General features: G+C 70.5%; 13 protein-coding genes. 2 read left to right on the top strand and 11 right to left on the bottom strand.

The genetic code is table 11. From position 1 onward, the window contains the following. Positions 1-360: 360 nt before the first annotated feature. The 4 genes from ACZ68L_RS31655 to ACZ68L_RS31640 form a co-directional block, all read right to left on the bottom strand. A complete protein-coding gene (locus ACZ68L_RS31655) occupies positions 361-1605 on the bottom strand; it encodes an MFS transporter (RefSeq protein WP_469583689.1) in 1245 nt (414 codons plus the stop codon). 330 nt (positions 1606-1935) lie between these two features. Then, on the bottom strand, positions 1936-2409 hold the full coding sequence (locus ACZ68L_RS31650; RefSeq protein WP_469583687.1) for a hypothetical protein: 474 nt from the start codon (positions 2407-2409) through the stop codon (positions 1936-1938). 749 nt (positions 2410-3158) lie between these two features. Then, complete coding sequence (locus tag ACZ68L_RS31645) at positions 3159-4523, bottom strand: alkaline phosphatase (protein WP_469583684.1); 1365 nt, start codon at positions 4521-4523, stop codon at positions 3159-3161. Positions 4524-4783: 260 nt separating this feature from the next. Beyond that, the gene (locus ACZ68L_RS31640) at positions 4784-5371 is read right to left on the bottom strand and encodes a L,D-transpeptidase family protein (protein WP_469583681.1); all 588 of its coding nucleotides are present in this window, start codon (positions 5369-5371) and stop codon (positions 4784-4786) included. Positions 5372-5565: 194 nt separating this feature from the next. On the opposite strand from ACZ68L_RS31640, the gene ACZ68L_RS31635 reads away from it, so the two are divergent. Beyond that, on the top strand, positions 5566-6645 hold the full coding sequence (locus ACZ68L_RS31635) for a hypothetical protein (protein ID WP_469583678.1): 1080 nt from the start codon (positions 5566-5568) through the stop codon (positions 6643-6645). A gap of 133 nt (positions 6646-6778) precedes the next feature. Here the strand turns inward: ACZ68L_RS31635 and ACZ68L_RS31630 are convergent, their stop codons facing one another. From ACZ68L_RS31630 to ACZ68L_RS31600, 7 genes are all read right to left on the bottom strand, one after another. After that, positions 6779-7237, bottom strand: a complete 459-nt coding sequence (locus ACZ68L_RS31630; RefSeq protein WP_469583672.1) for a hypothetical protein — start codon at positions 7235-7237, stop codon at positions 6779-6781. A 414-nt stretch (positions 7238-7651) separates the two neighbouring features. Further along, complete coding sequence (locus tag ACZ68L_RS31625) at positions 7652-8569, bottom strand: anchored repeat-type ABC transporter permease subunit (RefSeq protein WP_469583667.1); 918 nt, start codon at positions 8567-8569, stop codon at positions 7652-7654. Continuing rightward, on the bottom strand, positions 8566-9294 hold the full coding sequence (locus tag ACZ68L_RS31620) for an anchored repeat-type ABC transporter ATP-binding subunit (protein WP_469583664.1): 729 nt from the start codon (positions 9292-9294) through the stop codon (positions 8566-8568). Before ACZ68L_RS31620 ends, ACZ68L_RS31625 begins: the two co-directional genes overlap by 4 nt. Beyond that, entirely contained in the window at positions 9291-10880 is a 1590-nt protein-coding gene (locus ACZ68L_RS31615; RefSeq protein ID WP_469583661.1) for a TIGR03773 family transporter-associated surface protein, read from the bottom strand. Before ACZ68L_RS31615 ends, ACZ68L_RS31620 begins: the two co-directional genes overlap by 4 nt. Positions 10881-10885: 5 nt before the next feature. Then, positions 10886-12421, bottom strand: coding sequence for an anchored repeat ABC transporter, substrate-binding protein (locus ACZ68L_RS31610; protein ID WP_469583656.1), 1536 nt, complete (start codon positions 12419-12421; stop codon positions 10886-10888). Next, positions 12418-13536, bottom strand: coding sequence for a choice-of-anchor M domain-containing protein (locus ACZ68L_RS31605; RefSeq protein ID WP_469583650.1), 1119 nt, complete (start codon positions 13534-13536; stop codon positions 12418-12420). The genes ACZ68L_RS31610 and ACZ68L_RS31605 overlap by 4 nt, the downstream gene beginning before the upstream one ends. 116 nt (positions 13537-13652) lie before the next feature. Then, complete coding sequence (locus ACZ68L_RS31600; protein ID WP_469583647.1) at positions 13653-14306, bottom strand: choice-of-anchor M domain-containing protein; 654 nt, start codon at positions 14304-14306, stop codon at positions 13653-13655. Between the two features lie 349 nt (positions 14307-14655). On the opposite strand from ACZ68L_RS31600, the gene ACZ68L_RS31595 reads away from it, so the two are divergent. Then, positions 14656-15204: a heme-binding beta-barrel domain-containing protein gene (locus tag ACZ68L_RS31595; protein ID WP_469583645.1), complete on the top strand. Its 549-nt coding sequence runs from the start codon at positions 14656-14658 to the stop codon at positions 15202-15204. Positions 15205-15295 lie beyond the last annotated feature (91 nt).

Below are 15295 nucleotides of genomic sequence, written 5' to 3'. Positions count from 1 at the left end.
GCCGATGTCCGCTCCGCACCGACCGCGTTCCACGGCGCGGGGAGGCGGTGTCCGCACGGACGCGGCGCGAGGCCGCCGACGAGCGGCATCGAACGGCAACGCACCGTCTGCGGCGGGGCTCCTTGGAGTGGGCGCTCACGGCATTCCGCCGTAGCATGGGCCATGGAAACGGCTCCTCTCAGAGGGAGATCGGATTCACCGCGAGCGGCGGCCTCCTGCGAGCAGGGGGCCGCCGCTTTGTCCGGCGGAAGCCCGCGGGCATCGGCTCGCATGTAGGGGGCCGGGGGATCCTCAGCACATGGCCACCACGACGTTCGAGGCACGCCGAACAGTGGGCGTGGGTGTCCCTGCTTGGCCGGACTACTCGGACGGAGCCGTGCGGCGCTCGTCCTCGGCCCGGGACCCCGCCGGTGGCCTGCGCGCGGCGTACGTGCCCGCGCCCGCAGCCAGCAGCATCACGCAGCCCGTGAAGAGCAGTCCGGCCTGGCGCAGGCCGAGCCATGTGGCCAGGGCACCGACACCGACGACGGGTACCGAGATCCCGGCGTAGGCGACCACGAAGAACGCCGAAATCGTGCCGCCGCGGTGCTGCGCCGGAGCGGCGCCGCTGATCAGAGTGAGTGCGGCGCGGAAGGCCAGCCCCTGGCCGGCGCCGCCGCACAGGGCGCCCAGGACGAGCAGGGGCAAGGATGCGGCGATCAGTGACGACGCCACCAGCAGCAGGCCCACGACGAGGATGCCGCACCCCACGGGGAGCGCGGGACGCGCGCCGATGCGTTGCGTCAAGGACTGCCCGACGGTCGAAGCGAGGAATACGGAGAACACGACGGCGCCCGAGACGGCCAGGTTGTGCACCCCCAGTGTCTGCGAGACGAAGCTCGGCGCGACCGCGGTGAACAGCCCGAGGAGCGCGAAGCCGGCGAACGCGGCCAGCGACGCGGGTGTGAACACCCCCTTCACCTCCGGAGGAACCCTGACCCCCTGCGGCGTCAGAGGCGGCCATCTCTTCGGCTCCACCACGGTTTCCGGCAGGAACCAGGTGATCCCGATGGCGGCCGCCACCAGTCCGAGGTGGACCCAGAACGGCAACGTCAGCGACCACGGGGTGTACTGCGCGAGCACGCCGGAGAGCAGTGGCCCACAGCCCAGACCACCCATGTTCGCGGCGGTGGCCGCGAACCCGGCCCGCGCTTTTTGCCCGGGACCGGCGAGTTCGATGACGGCCGCTGTCGCCGCGCCGCTCAGCAGGCCGGCCGCGCAGCCGGACAGCAGGCGTCCCGCGAAGAGCAGCGGCAGCCCGCTCTGGAGGAGGAAGCAGCCCGCACTGCCGGCCGACAGGACCATGGCGCAGAGGAGGACAGGTCTGCGACCCGCCTCGTCGGAGTAGTTTCCCGCCACCAGGAGCACGCCGATGACCGCGATGGCGTACACGGCGAAGATGACGGTCACCATCAACTCGGAGAACCCGATCCGGTGCTGGTAGAGCCCGTACAAGGGCGTGGGCAGCGTGGTCCCGGCCATTCCGATGGCGAATACCACTGCCGCCGACAGATAGCCCGGTCGCAGGCCGACGCCCGCACTCTCTGCGCCCTCGCGAACGATCACGCAAGCCACCCTAAGGGCTGTCCCGTAATCCCTGGCGGGCGCGCGACGCCGGCTACGGCACCTCGCCGCGTTGCCGGAACGTCCGCATACATCCAGTATGCGGACGTCCCTCCGCCTTGCGATGCACCGCATCCGACGCCGCGCGCTGATCCACCACGGATTACGGGACAGCCCTTAGGAGCGCACGCCCACGGAACCGGCGCCCGGCACGAGGTCGAGCGCCCGCACGGATGTGACCGGTTCCGGCCTCAGCGGCAGCCTCGGCCTCACGGTCAGCCCCGGTCTCGCGGGGTGAGGAAGCGGGACTTGAGGCCTGGTTCTCGGAAACCGTCAGTCCCAGAGCTTGTATGTCACGACCTGCTGCGTCTGTGCCGGCTTGGCGCCGGTGTACACGAGCTGCAGTCGGGTGAATTGCTGTACGTCGGGATGCCTCTGCCAGCTCTCCGGACGGTCGAGCGTCACGGTGACCGGATAGGAGTGGAATGTGCCCGCAGCACAATAGGGTTGACAGTCATTCACCGCGTCGAGTCCGCGCCCCACGGCGGACGTCGGTCCCCAATCGCTCCAATGCAGTGCGATCAGGCGGTTGTTGCCATCGCCGCAGGCGATCAGGAAATCACCTGGGCGTACCTGTGAATTCGAGAAACAGTCGACGGCCACTGTACGAGCGTGCGAGGGTGACGTCGCGGAGGCGGAGGTCGGTACAACCGCGGCCGCGAGGGCCACGGCGGCGCACAGCATGACCGCGCTCTTGAATGTGTCTCGTTGCATGTCGGCTCCCCAGCTGCCCTTTTTCGAGCTCACGCGGCTCATCCGTTCACACCGCGACCGCTCCGCACGCGGAGCCCGCGCGGCAAGGGAAGTCGCCGGTGGCCGTGCACTTCTGCCGGCGGCGGTTCCTGAATCGACAGTACGACCGCGCCCAGGTATGCACCACCCGTACAGGCGAGAGCTGCGAGGAACAGGGGCGCGGAGGTTCGTTCCGTCCCATGGAGCGCCCTGCCGATGCAATGCTCGGCCTGCGAGAAGCCCGCCCGCCACCTTTCCGTAATCCGGAAAATGGTCGGGCGCTGGTTGCCCCGACGGCCGATTCAGCCGCAGAACGTCGCCATCGAGCGGCACCACGTCCAAGGACGGGACACCGGCATCCGTTCCGCGGTGACCCGCTTCGTCCTGCCCATCGGCCGACACCGGTGCGCGGCCCGGTGGTACGAACCGGTCGTCGTCGTGGGTACATCAGGGGCGGCCACCACGGGCCCCGTCGCCGACGCGGTGTGCTTGTCCGGGCCGGCGGTACGGACAGGCCGCGGCCGGACAGCGAAGAACACGCATTCGGCCCCGTCGACGCGCTGCTCGCGCCGACGGGGCCGATGGGCGGTTTAAGGGCTGTCCCGTAATCCCTGGCGGGCGCGCGACGCCAGCTACGGCACCTCGCCGCGTTGTCGGAACGTCCGCATACATCCAGTATGCGGACGTCCCTCCGCCTTGCGATGCACCGCATCCGACGCCGCGCGCTGATCCACCACGGATTACGGGACAGCCCTTAGGAGTGATCAGCGCAGACGCAGCGCCTCGCGGATCGTCGTGAACAGGTCGGTCTGGTCGGTGACGCCCAGGACCCGGTACGCCAGCGGCCCCTGAGCCGCGATCCGGACCTCGGTGCCGGTGTGCTCCTGAGACTGACCGGGCGCATTCGTCGAGTAGTTGACCTTCAGCTGCTGGCCCTCGTCGGTGACCAGCGTGGAGGACAGACCGGGCGGCTGGGCCTCCAGAGGCACGATCTGGCTGGTGTGGCCGTGGTCGGCCGTGGTGACGACCAGGGTGTCGGGGTGCTTGGCGGCGTAGGCGCGTGCCACCTTGACCGCGCGGTCGAACGCCGCGGTCTCGCCGATCTGGCCGCACGGGTCGCCCGCGTGGTCCTGCTTGTCGATCGACGCGCCCTCGACCTGGAGGAAGAAGCCGTTCTTGGCGTGCTTCTGCTTCGCCTCCAGGAGCTGGATGGCCTTGGTCGTCTGGTCGGCGAGGTTCGGGGTGCCCGAAGGCCGGTTCGGATTGGAGGTGACGCAGCGCTGCGGGTCGGTCCCGCCGACCGCGGCGGGCTTGCCCGTCCACTCGGTCGGCACGTTGCCGGGTGCGAAGAGCCCCAGCACCGGCTTGCCGCCCTTGACCGCCTGCAGGGAGGCGTTGTCCTCGACGACCTGGTACCCGAGCTTCCGCGCCTGCTCGGTGACGGTCAGGCCCTTGTACGTGCCGTCGGTCACCTTCTGGTCGAAGCGCTGCTTGCCGCCGCCGAGGAGGACATCGACCTTGTGATTGACGCTCTGCTCCGCGATGGAGCCCGGTCCGCCCTTGGCGATCGTGTCGGTGGGGCACTTGGCCATGTCAGCCGGGCCCTGGCAGGAGCGGTCGGTGGCATGCGAGGCCAGGACGGCCGGGGTGGCATCGGTGAGCTCGGCGGTGGTCACCGAACCGGTCGCGTAACCGCCCTTCTGCGCCAGCTCCAGAATGGTCCGCACGGCCTTGTCCGTGCCCGGCGTCTTGGAGATCCGTCCGTTGACCGTCTTCTGGCCCGTCGCCCAGCCGGTGCCGCTGGCCGCGGAGTCGGTGACGTAGTCCGGGGTGCCGTCCGCGTGTACCGCGTACGTCGTGTAGGCACCGGTCAGCGGGAACTTGTCCATGTTCAGACGGCCACTCGCGCCCACGGTGTAGTCACGGGCCAGGGTGATCTCCGAGTCGCCCATGCCGTCGCCGATGAGCAGGATGACGTTCTTCGCCTTCCCGCCCTTGACGGCGCCCTTGGCGTGCTCCGCCGTGTCGTACGCGCCGACCGTGGTGGTGGCTGCCACGGCGGCGGCGGTGGCGACGAATACCGCACTGGCGGCCATCAGGTGGTTGCGTGTCAGGCGCGGTCCGCGCATGAAGGTCTCCTTGAACAGGTCGGTGCAGGGTGCCAACGCTGATCAGTCCATCAGCGCCACGTGAACCGCGGACGACATTCAGGCGCCCTCCGACCTGCCGGGACGTGGCGCGTCGGGCCGCGTTCTCTGCGGAGTCCCGGCCACCCGGACGCCGCGGGGCGGGACCGCCGCCGCGTGGACCCCGCACGGCCCGCACGCCCACCGGTGCCGGGGCCGCGGGGCGCCGAACACTCCTCGCCCGCCCCGGCACGCGGGTGCCGTCAGGGAATGACCTTCAGGGTGGTCGGCTCGCCGTTGCGGTCCAGCGCGGCGAAGAGAGCCTTGATGTGGTCGGGGCGCAGCTTGATGCAGCCGACGGACCGGTAGTCCCGGTCACCCCGCCACAGCGAAGCCCCCTTGACGCTCATCCTGCTGTGGATGAAGAGTTCGTTGCGCAAGGCCCCCTTGCCGTTGTCGCAGCGCTTGTCGCCCAGCCGGATGGCGTATCCCTTGATCTGCCGACCGTTGTGGCTCTTGGTGCGGCCCTTGATCGCGTATGCCCCGTTGGGCAGCCAGCCACCGGTCCTCCCGTTGTTGCCGACGTGGCACTCACGGGTGTCGGTGCCCGATCCCGCCCGCCAGTGCCCGATCTCGCGTGGGCCCTTGTAGGCGGTGAGCTTGGAGTACGTGGGGTGCTTCGGGTTCTTGTCGAACACCAGGTACACCGCCGCACCGGCTGCGGACGCGGTCCCGCTGTGCGCGGGAACTCCGGACGGCGTGACGGCCGTGGAGGCGGTGGCGGGGGCGGCGAGTGAGAGAACGGTCGCCGCTGCGACGAGGCCGGCGGCGCGTGTCTTGGCGCGAGTCATGTTCGTTCTTCTCCTGTGTCAGGTAGAGGGATTGCCGCGCCCTGCACGGGCTCGGCTCATCCAGCATCCGCAGGACGCAGCCGCGTCACCAGGACCCTGGCCGGGCTCGCCCGCCCGCCGTGGTTTCACTCTGGTCCCGCGCTCGTCCCGTCTCTTTGACCTGCACACATGTCAGAGGTCGGGATGGCGGAGGGATGACGACGAACATGTGCGAGACCCCGGAGCGGGAACAGACCCGCGCGGAGCTGGCCCGCAGGATCGGTGCGGCATGGACCCGGTCGGGCTGCCTGGCGCAGGAGCGGATCGAGGCCCGGCTCAAGCGCCGTTTCGACGGCCAGAAGAAGCGCGGCCTGAGCGATTCCAGCTTCAACCGCTACAAGGATCCGACAGCGACGGCGCTGCCCGACCCGACCGTCCTGATCGCCTTGGCCCAGATCTTCCACGTCGACGAAGCGGAAACGAAGGAGTGGACGCGGTTACTGGATCTGGCCCGGGCGGAGGAACGCAGGCGCAGGGCTGCCAGGGGCCGCCGCACCTCCTCACCTGCGCCGAGCACCCTCGAATCGACGCAGGTCACCCCCGGTCCGGCCGCTCCCGCCCCCGTGGAACGCCCGCCTGCTCCCGTGGGCCCGGCTCCGGGCGCGAGCACGCCTTCGGGGCCGGCCGCACCACCGGCGACCGGCGTCCCCGTCCCGCGCCGTGGTCTCCGGCTCCACGGTGCGACGGCCATCGCCGCGATCACCGCCGCAGCGCTGGCGGCGGGCTGGGCGGTCTCCGACCCGTCGAGGCCCTCCTTGCGTGGCCACGGGGCGCCGCTCGAAGGTCCGGCCGGCCCGGCCGCGGTCACGGCCACCGCGTCTCCGGGACCTCTGACCGGTGACTACCGATGCGGGGTGGTGCGTGCTGTCGCCTGGGCGAACTGGAGCGCCTGCACACAAGTCCTCGACGACGGCAACACCGTCCGGTTCGCGCTGCAGATCAACAATCCGGGGCCTCGTGCTCTGACCGTGCGTGCCCGTCTGTCCTGGGTGCGCAGCCGGGGGATCAGGCCCTGCCCGCGACCATGGGGCAACGGCGTCCGCTTGACCGTGCCGGCCGGACAGGTCGCCATCACGCCGCTCGCGGCCTGCGCGCAGCGCGCCGACCGTCCCCGCGCCTACCAGGCCATGGCGTGGGTGATCGAGTCGTCGGACATGGGCTGGGGCACGCGCGAGACATCCCAGAGCGTTCATATCCAGGCAGACGCCTACCGGTGGAACGACCAGCTTTCGTGACCTTCTTCCGCTGCGAGAGCCGAGGCGCGCCGAGTCCCGGACGAGCGGCCGGCCGGTTTCCCCCATGGAGGGGAAACCGGCCGACCGCGCCGGCGGCGCGACCTGGCACCCGTTCCGTGCGTGGGGGGCCGGGTCAGAACACGAACGGTCCGGGCGACTGGGCGGACGTCGCGTTGCAGGTCGCTGTGATACCCAGGACCACGACCTTGAGGGACTTGGCCTCCAGGCTGTCTCCGGAGGCGACCGTTCCGTTGAGCGGGCCCGTGGACACGGGGCTGCCGGCGGGGATGGCCGGGTTGGAGTTGCCGGTGAACGTCACCGTCCCCGCACCCTTGTTGGTGAGGGCGAGCGTTGATTTCACCGAGTTCGCCCCGACGCTGATCGGTGCGGTGATGGCGGATGTCGAGACGTTGATGGTCGCGGCCGCCCCGTTCTGCGTGGCGGTGAGGGTCGCGCTGCCCGAGCCGTAGGCGCCGCAGTCGAAGGTGATGGTGGCGGTGGTGGGGCTGACCGCGTCGGCCGTGGGTGCCAGCGCGAGTGTGCCTGCGGCGAGGGCGGAACAGACGCCGAGTCGCCTTGTGCCATGCCTCATGGTGGTTGCCCTTCGTGTGGGGGGACTGCCGACGCGCGTATTTACCGGGCCGCGTCGGAACGTGTCAGCTTCCTGACGCATCGTCAGTGAACTGATTGCCCCATTGAGGCACAGCCCCCTTGGGGCAACAAGGTGCGCCGTCATGATTCTTGGCATGTTACGGTCAATTTCGGTCAGGTCGGCGACAGGATTCCGTGAGCGTGGCGAGCGGTCCCCTCGGATCCGCTCGCGGTGCTCGGGGGCGGCCCATGACTCACGGTGACCGTCCCACCCGTCTCGATGTGGCGGGGTGTACCGTCGGGGCGGTGAGATGCCTGTCGGGCCGGGCAGCGACGGGACTCTGCCACTGCCCGGCCCGGAGACCTCAGGCCGGCACGCAGACCTCGGCGCGGTGGCGCGCGGTGGTGGTCCCGTTCAGATGCTGTCGGCCGGCGCGGCTGATCCGGCCGGGGCGGAGCCGATGGTCCGTCCCCGACCGCCCGTCATGGACCTCCGCAGGCGGGCGACCAGCCCGTGTCGAGGTGCCAGCACCCACGCCAGGGCGAAGAACCCGGTCAGGACCACCACGACGGATCCGCCGGCCGCCAGATCGAGCGCGTAGCTGACGTACAGTCCGGTCAGGCTGCCCAGACAGCCGAAGGACGAGGCCAGCAGCGTCATCGCCCACAGGCGTTCGGTCAGCAGCCGGGCCGTGGCCGCCGGGGTGATGAGCAGGGCCAGGACGAGGATGTTGCCCACCGCTTCGAGAGACATCACGATCGTGACCGTCACCACGATGTAGAGCGTGAGGTCGAGACCGAGAACCGGCAGTCCGGCCGCGCGGGCCGTTTCGCGGTCGAGGCTCACCGCGACCAGTTCCTTGCGCAGGGCCAGGACGAGCGCGACGAGCACGGCACCGATGCCCGCGACCCGCCGGACGTCCGACGCGTCGACCGCGAGGACCTGGCCGAACAGGAAGGAGGACAGATCCGTAGTCCAGCTGTCGCGCGTCGAGACGAGGACGATGCCGAGCCCGAAGGCGAAGGCGAAGAAGACGCCGATGACGGTGTCCTCCTTGAGTCTCCGGTTCTGGGAGACGAGGGCGATCAGCACGGCTGTCGTCACGCCGGCCGCCGCTCCGCCGAGCAGCAGGTTGCCCTCGAAGGCGTAGGCGAGCGCCACTCCGGGGAAGGCGGAGTGCGCCACCGCGTCCCCGATGAATGCCATGCCGCGCAGCACGACGTACACGCCCACCACTCCGCAGACGAGGCCGACGATCGCGGCGACGGTGAAGGCGCGTCGCATGAAGGGGAGTTGCCACGGATCGGTGAGAAAGGCCAGGAGGTCGGTCATGCGGCGGCGCCCGGTTCTGTGCGGATCGCCCGGTCGAGCCCGAACGCCCGCACCATCTGCTCGGGATCTGCCAGCAGCTCGGGTCCGCCCTCCGCGACCACTGTGCGGTTCAGCAGCACGACCCGTGTACAGGTGCGTGCCGCGGCGGCCAGGTCGTGGGTGGTCATCAGCAGCCCTCTGCCGTTCGCGGCCAGCCGGCCGAAGAGTTCGTTGAGCAGTTCCTGGGTGGGCACGTCGACCCCGGTGAACGGCTCGTCCAGAAGCAGCAGCCGGGGCTCGCCGGCCAGTGCTCGCGCCACCAGCACGCGCTGGCGTTGCCCTCCCGAGAGTTCGCCGATGGGGCGCCGACGCAGCTCGGTCAGGCCCGCCAGCTCCAGCGCTTCGTCGGCCGCCGCCCGATCGTGTGCCCTCGGCCGCCGGAGCCAGCCGACGGATCCGGTTCGGCCGCTGAGCACGACTCCCGCCACATCGATGGGGAAGTCCCAGGCGAATTCATGGCGTTGGGGCACATAGCCGACCGGGCCGACGGCGGTGACGCTGCCCGCGGCCGACGCGGCGAGGCCGAGGACGGCGCGCAGCAGCGTGGTCTTCCCCGCCCCGTTCGGCCCGAGCAGGCCGACCAGTTCACCGTCGGACACCGTCAGGGACGCGTCCTGGACGGCCTTGCGGCCACCGAGTGCGACGGAGAGGGATGCGACCCGGAGCAGGGTCTCTCCGGCGGTCACGCGGTGCGCCTGCGGGTGACGTAGAGGAATCCGGCGCCCACGGCGGCGAGCGTGGCGGCCGTACCGCCCAGCAGGAGTGCGGAGCCGGCGCCCGTGGAGGCCATGGTGCCACGGTTGGCGGAGCCGCCGGACGTACCGTCCGCGGTGCCGCCCGACACGTTCTTGCCGGTGGTACCGGAGCCGCCGGTGGCGCCCGGTTCCGCGCCGCTGGTGGAGGCGCCGCCGGTGGAGGCGCCACTGGTGCTGCCGCCGCCCGCCGAGCTCCCCACCGGGACCGCGTGCGGATCGGTCGCGCCGACCGCGAAGGTGAGCGTCTCGGTGTCGCTCACCTTCGTACCGTTGGCCAGTTTCCCCGCCATCGTGAACGTCAGCCGGTACACGCCCTCCTTGCTGAAGGCCCAGCCGCCGTGCGCGTGGGTGTTCTGCGGTACACCGAACGTATCCGGTACGCCGTCCGCACTGTTGAAGCGGATCGTCGCGCCCGACAGGCCGTCGTAGTTGTAGAGCGCGAAGTTACCCGGTCCGTCCGCCCTGACCAGTGCGAACTCCACGTCCCCGGCCGTCGCGCCGGCCGCCGTGTTCTCCGTGGACCAGCCCGGCCACAACAGTCCCGGCTGCTGCACCTGGTCGAGCAGCCACACGGGATCGCCCGCCTTCCCCAGGAACGAGAAGGCCTTGGCCGCCGGAATGACCTTCCTGGCCTCCGGCTTGACGTGCAGGACGACCGACGACGGCTCGCGCCACGTCGTCCTTCCCGGGACCGTTCCGTCCTTGATGTGGATCTGCAACTTTCCGTCGACCAGGCGTGCGGCGATGTCGATGTGCCCTTGGTCGAGCACCTTCTTCGAGCTCTCCACCGGCTCGTCCGCCGCGGCCGCCCTTCGGACCGCGAGGGCCGGGCCGGCGCCCGCCGGGGAGGCGGTTGCCGGGCGCCGGCCCTCGCCCGCGTCCGCCGGTGCGCCGGCGACGGGGGCGGCAGGGGAGGGGTGCGTGGCGCCGGCGGACGGCGCCACCGGGGGAGCGACCGGAACCGGAGCGATCCCGACCGCGTCACCCACCCGCACGGTGTAGCGGGTCTCGGCGCTGATCGGCCCCGCCTCGGTCTCCGCCTGCGCGGTGAATGTCAGCTGGTACGAACCGGCCGTGTCGAAGGTCCAGCGTGTCTTGCCGCGCCTTCCTGCCGGCAGGTCGTAGCCGTCGGGCAGCCCGTCGGTGCTGTCGAACCGGACGGCCGGCTTCTCATCCGCGCCGCCCGGCTCGTGGACGCTCAGTGCGCCCGGCCCCTCGACACCGGTCAGAGACCAGAGCACGCTGTCGCCGTGGACCGCCCCGGCCGGCAGTTCGGTGGTGTCCCAGCCGGATGTCAGTTCCCAGCCGACCGTGCCGTCGGGCCCGGCCACGCGGTGCGTGTCGTCGATGTCGAGCACCCCGCCTGTCCCGAGACCCAGTACGTCGTCGTCCAGGGTGACCTGCGCGACGACGGGCATCGGGGGCCCGTCCACCGGCGGCACGGCGACGGCCGTTCCGCCGAGGGCCAGGACGCCGGCCGCCGCGAGGGCGATTCTGCTGTTCCGTACGAGCCTCATCGGACTCAACTCCCCTCCCGGCCCAGACAACGGGCCAGTTCCTTCGCGTTGTGGCGCATCATCGAGACGTAGTCGTGGACCGTTTCGTCGAACGAGTCGCCGTAGATCGTGCAGATACCGACGCCCTCGTCCTCGGCGACCCGGCGCAGGACGTCGGCGCGCGCGGCGAGATTCGGTTCGAGGAAGACGGCCGGGACGTTCTTCTCCCGGATGGTGGCGCGGAGCTTCTTGACCTCCGCGGCGCTCGGCTCCCGGCTCGGCACGGGAACCACGAAGCCGGTGACGTCCATGCCGTACGCCTTCGCGAGATAGCCGAAGGCGTCGTGCGTGGTGATGAGTTTGCGGTTCTCCTCGGGCACGGTGGCCAGCGTGGCGGCCACCTCGTCGTCCAGCTGTGCCAGCCGCCTCAGATACCGTCGGGCATTGCGCTCGTACTCCGCCCTGCCCTGCGGGTCCGCCTTGATCAGCTCGGCCTCGATCCGCCGGACGTATGCCTCGGCGTTGCCCACGTCCTCCCAGGCGTGCGGGTCCATCTCGCCGTGCACATGCTTGCCGACGACCGCCTGCGGCAGCACCCAGATGTCCGCGCCCGGCCTGCCGAGGAACCGGAAGGCGCCCTCCTCGGGTGCGGACTCCTTCGTGCGATCGGGTACCGACACCACGACCGAGTCCACCGGATGGTTCGTGCGCCTGCCGGTCGCCGGGTCGTCGGAGCGCAGGTACACGGACCTGGTCCGCGCGTTGAGCGCGATGTCCGCGTGACCGGCGTCGAGCACGGTCGTACCGGTCGGCGCCTTGACGTCACCGACGACGAAGGTGATGGTGCCGCTGCCGATCGGTGCGGTGTCGCCGTCCAGCGTCTCCGTCCGCCCCCGCACGGTGAGCTGGTAGGTGCCCGGCCTGCTGAACACCCAGTTGACATGGGTGTGTGCCTCGGGCGGCAGAGTGAAGGAGTCCTCGGCGTCGAGGCCGTCCGTGGAGTCGATATAGCTCTGCGGATTGCCGAGCGTATCGGTCAGATAGACATGCAGATCGCCTGGCCCTTCCAACTCGGTCGCGGTGGTGCGGACTTGGGAGCCATCTCCCCCTACTTCACCCTCGACGGCCCAGCCCAGCCACAGCACATCGAGGCCCAGGTCCTCCTTCAGCTTGATGACCGTCCCACCGTACTGCTCCAGCTTCTCGCTGAGGGGAACCCTCGGTGCGCTCCCGCGTGCGTTGGTATGGATCATCTTCATGATCCCGGGCTCCTCCAGGAGCAGCCCGTTGCTGAAGACGATGTCCGACTTCGCGACCCTCGCCGCGTCACCGGGGCTCGGCTCGTACGAGTGCGGATCGCCGCGGTGCGGCACCACGGACGCCACGTCGACCCGGTCGCCACCGACGTTGCGCACCAGATCGGCGAGGATCGCGGTGGTCGTCGAGACCGTCACTTCGGCCTTCCCGGACCCGCCGTCCGTCCCCGGGCCGCACCCGGTTCCCCACAGCGTGGCGACGACCACACCGGCGGCGGCCGTACGTATGCGTCGTGCCCGGCTCATCGTGCGGCTCGCTGACGGCGAGTGAACACGACGATCGCTGCGCCCGCCGTCATGGCACCCACGGCGATCGAGGCGGGGAGCCCCACTCCGGCGCCCGTAGCGGCCAGACGGCCGGCCGCGCCGGCCGTCCCGCCAGGGGAGGGGAGGGCGCCGGAGCCGACGCCCGGACCACCGAGAACGGCCGATGGAGGAGTCGGGTCCGGCACCTCGGGACCCGACGGCGGGGCGCTCGTGGTCGCGGACGGGGGAATGCCGGCGGTGTGCGTCGGCGGTGCCGAGGGGGTCGTCGGCGCCGTTGTCGTCGGACCGACCGGTGGAGTGCCGGTCGGAGAGGGGGACGGCGAGGCGGACGTGGGCGTCGGCGTGGGCCCCGTGCTGCCGTCACCCGGCACGACCGTCGACGGGTCCACGTCGCCCACGGCCACGGCCAGGGTCTCCCGGTCGGTGACCTTCGCCCCGGACCGCAGGGTGGCGCTCATCTCCATCGTGATCCGGTAGATGCCCGAGGCATTGAAGATCCACAGCGGATGGGAATGGGAGTACGCGGGCAACTCGACCGAGCCCGGGTCGGCGCGGGCACTGTCGACGGTGACACCGATACGGATGCCCCATTCCGGGTCGTCCTCGAAGCGGCCGAGGACCAGCCGGCCCGGCCCCTCGATCCTCGGGAAGGTGATCTTCACCGGCCCCGAGACGTCCGAGGGCAGGATCTCCATGGTGTTCCAGCCGGGCCACAACAGCCCTTCCTTCACCTCGAAGTCCTTGTCGACCCAGAGACGTTCGCCGGGTTCGCCGAAACCCTCGAACTGCGGCACCTCCTCACGCGGGGGGATGAAGAGTTCGTGCCGGTGATCGAAGTGCAGCAGGACATCGGAGGGTTCACGCCAGACGGGCTCGCCCGCGACCGTACCGTCCTTGATCCGGTATTCGAGCCCACCGTCCGTGAGCCGGGCGGCCATGTCCAGATGGCCGCCGTTCAGAACGGCTCGTTCTCCGGGAGGTGCCTCGCGGGGTGGAGCGTCGGCGGCGAGCGCGACGGGTGCGGCGGCGAGCAAGGACAGTACGGCGGTGAGAGCGGCGGCTCTCGACGTATTTCGCGACAGTGAGGCCCGCATGCGGGGCGTCTCCTTCGAGCGTGGGATCAGTGGACCACGGCCGCGCCGGGGAGCGGGTCGGCTGCCGGCGGACCCACCCCCCGGCACGGAGTCGGAGGGCCGTTGTGGCCGCAGGGTCAGGAACCGGCCTTGAAGGTGTACGTCGCGGAGGCCGGGCCCACCTTGGTGCCGTTCGTGAGCGTGCCGCTGACCTGGAAGGTCGCGGTGTACGTACCGGCCTTGGTGAAGACCCAGTTGGCGTGGTCGTGCTCGCCCGCCGCGATGTCCTTGGCATTGGCGAGAGTCGCGTCACCGCTGTCGTAGTAGCGGTTGCTCTTGGGGCACAGGCCGTCCTTGTAGACGGTGATCTTCCCCGGACCCGACACCGAGACCAGCTTGACCTGCACCTTGTCGTTCTGGAACACGCCGCTGGTGAGGTGCTCACCGGAAAGCCCCGGCCACAGCAGATTCGCGTTCTGGACCTGCGGCAGGCGGTAGACGGTGGAGGCCGCGGTGCCCAGGTGGGTGTAGCAGTTGCCGGTCGGGACGGTGTACGCCGACGCGGGAAGCGCCTGGAGGACCACGTCGGCAGGCGCGTATTCGACGTCCGGCGTCACCGACTCGTCGTGGACGTGCAGGTCCAGCGCGACACCGTCGTACTCGACGTCGAGGACGTCGACATGCCCCTTGGACAGCGTGGTCCCCGCCGCGTGGGCCGAGGCGAGCCCGCCGACGGCGATGGCAGCGGCCACGGATCCGGCGACGGTGAGAGTGCGCGTGAAGGTACGCAAAGGAAGCCCCCCTTGAGCTTGGATGTCTGGATGCGCGTTGACGCCGCAACGATAATCGTTTTCATTAAGACGGGGCAAGGGGGTTGGGGCAACTGAAGCTGGCCATGGCGGAGTTACGTCCGGCCTCCGGTCGGACAGGCTCGTGTCGCACGTCATTCAGGAATCCGTCGATGCGGCTCGCACGGCGCGAGGGGGGGCCGGCAGGCGTTGCGACAGGGGCCGGAGCGTCCTCGACCGCGAGCGCCCGGGGCGGTTCGCTCGGCGGTGCTCCGTGTGTTCCGTCGGTGATCGCTGTGGACGGAACGCCTAGGCTTCCACCTGGTACCGGCCTCGACCCAGGAGCGCACCCATGTTCGGCCCCGTCCAGAAGCATCCGTACCCCGACGCCCTTCGACCGGACGAAGCACCTGCGCCGCACGCACTGCTCACGCCGCTGATCGGGTTCCTCGGCACCTGGGTCGGCCGCGGCCGAGGCGAGTACCCGACGCTCGCCGAGGAATTCGCGTACGCGCAGGAGGTCACCTTCAGTCATGACGGGCGACCCTTCCTTCGCTACGAAGCGCGAGCCTGGCTGCTCGACGCGGACGGCGCCCCGCTGCGGCCGTCGGCGCGGGAGAGCGGCTGGTGGCGGCTGCAGCCCGAGGCGCGCGTGGAAGCACTGATCACCCAGCCCACCGGCGTCGCGGAAATCCTGGTCGGCCATGCGGGCGACGGCTCGGTCGACCTCGCCTCCCATCAGGTGGCTCTCGCTCCCACCGCGAAGGAGGTCGACGCCACGCGTCGCCGCTACACGCTGACGGACGAGGGCACGCTCGACTTCGTCCACGACCTCGCGGCGGTCGGTCAGCCGCTGCAGCACCACCTGTCGGCACGGCTTCGACGCGGGGGCGGCAACTAGGACTTGTCCGGTCGATCACGTCCGGAGCCAGATGACGAGGGCGGTTGCGGTGACAGTGCCCAGGTAGACATAGCCGCGCTTGTCATAGCGA

Source organism: Streptomyces sp. NPDC104309 (assembly GCF_055584025.1).
The sequence above is the reverse complement of the archived record's forward strand: the minus strand, read 5'-3'. Positions and strand labels throughout refer to the sequence as shown.

Coding starts and splice junctions, on each gene's coding strand:
- ACZ68L_RS31605 (WP_469583650.1), bottom strand. CDS start 13,536: ATGCGGGCCTCACTGTCGCGAAATACGTCGAGAGCCGCCGCTCTCACC.
- ACZ68L_RS31645 (WP_469583684.1), bottom strand. CDS start 4,523: ATGCGCGGACCGCGCCTGACACGCAACCACCTGATGGCCGCCAGTGCG.
- ACZ68L_RS31595 (WP_469583645.1), top strand. CDS start 14,656: ATGTTCGGCCCCGTCCAGAAGCATCCGTACCCCGACGCCCTTCGACCG.
- ACZ68L_RS31635 (WP_469583678.1), top strand. CDS start 5,566: ATGACGACGAACATGTGCGAGACCCCGGAGCGGGAACAGACCCGCGCG.
- ACZ68L_RS31610 (WP_469583656.1), bottom strand. CDS start 12,421: ATGAGCCGGGCACGACGCATACGTACGGCCGCCGCCGGTGTGGTCGTC.
- ACZ68L_RS31640 (WP_469583681.1), bottom strand. CDS start 5,371: ATGACTCGCGCCAAGACACGCGCCGCCGGCCTCGTCGCAGCGGCGACC.
- ACZ68L_RS31625 (WP_469583667.1), bottom strand. CDS start 8,569: ATGACCGACCTCCTGGCCTTTCTCACCGATCCGTGGCAACTCCCCTTC.
- ACZ68L_RS31630 (WP_469583672.1), bottom strand. CDS start 7,237: ATGAGGCATGGCACAAGGCGACTCGGCGTCTGTTCCGCCCTCGCCGCA.
- ACZ68L_RS31615 (WP_469583661.1), bottom strand. CDS start 10,880: ATGAGGCTCGTACGGAACAGCAGAATCGCCCTCGCGGCGGCCGGCGTC.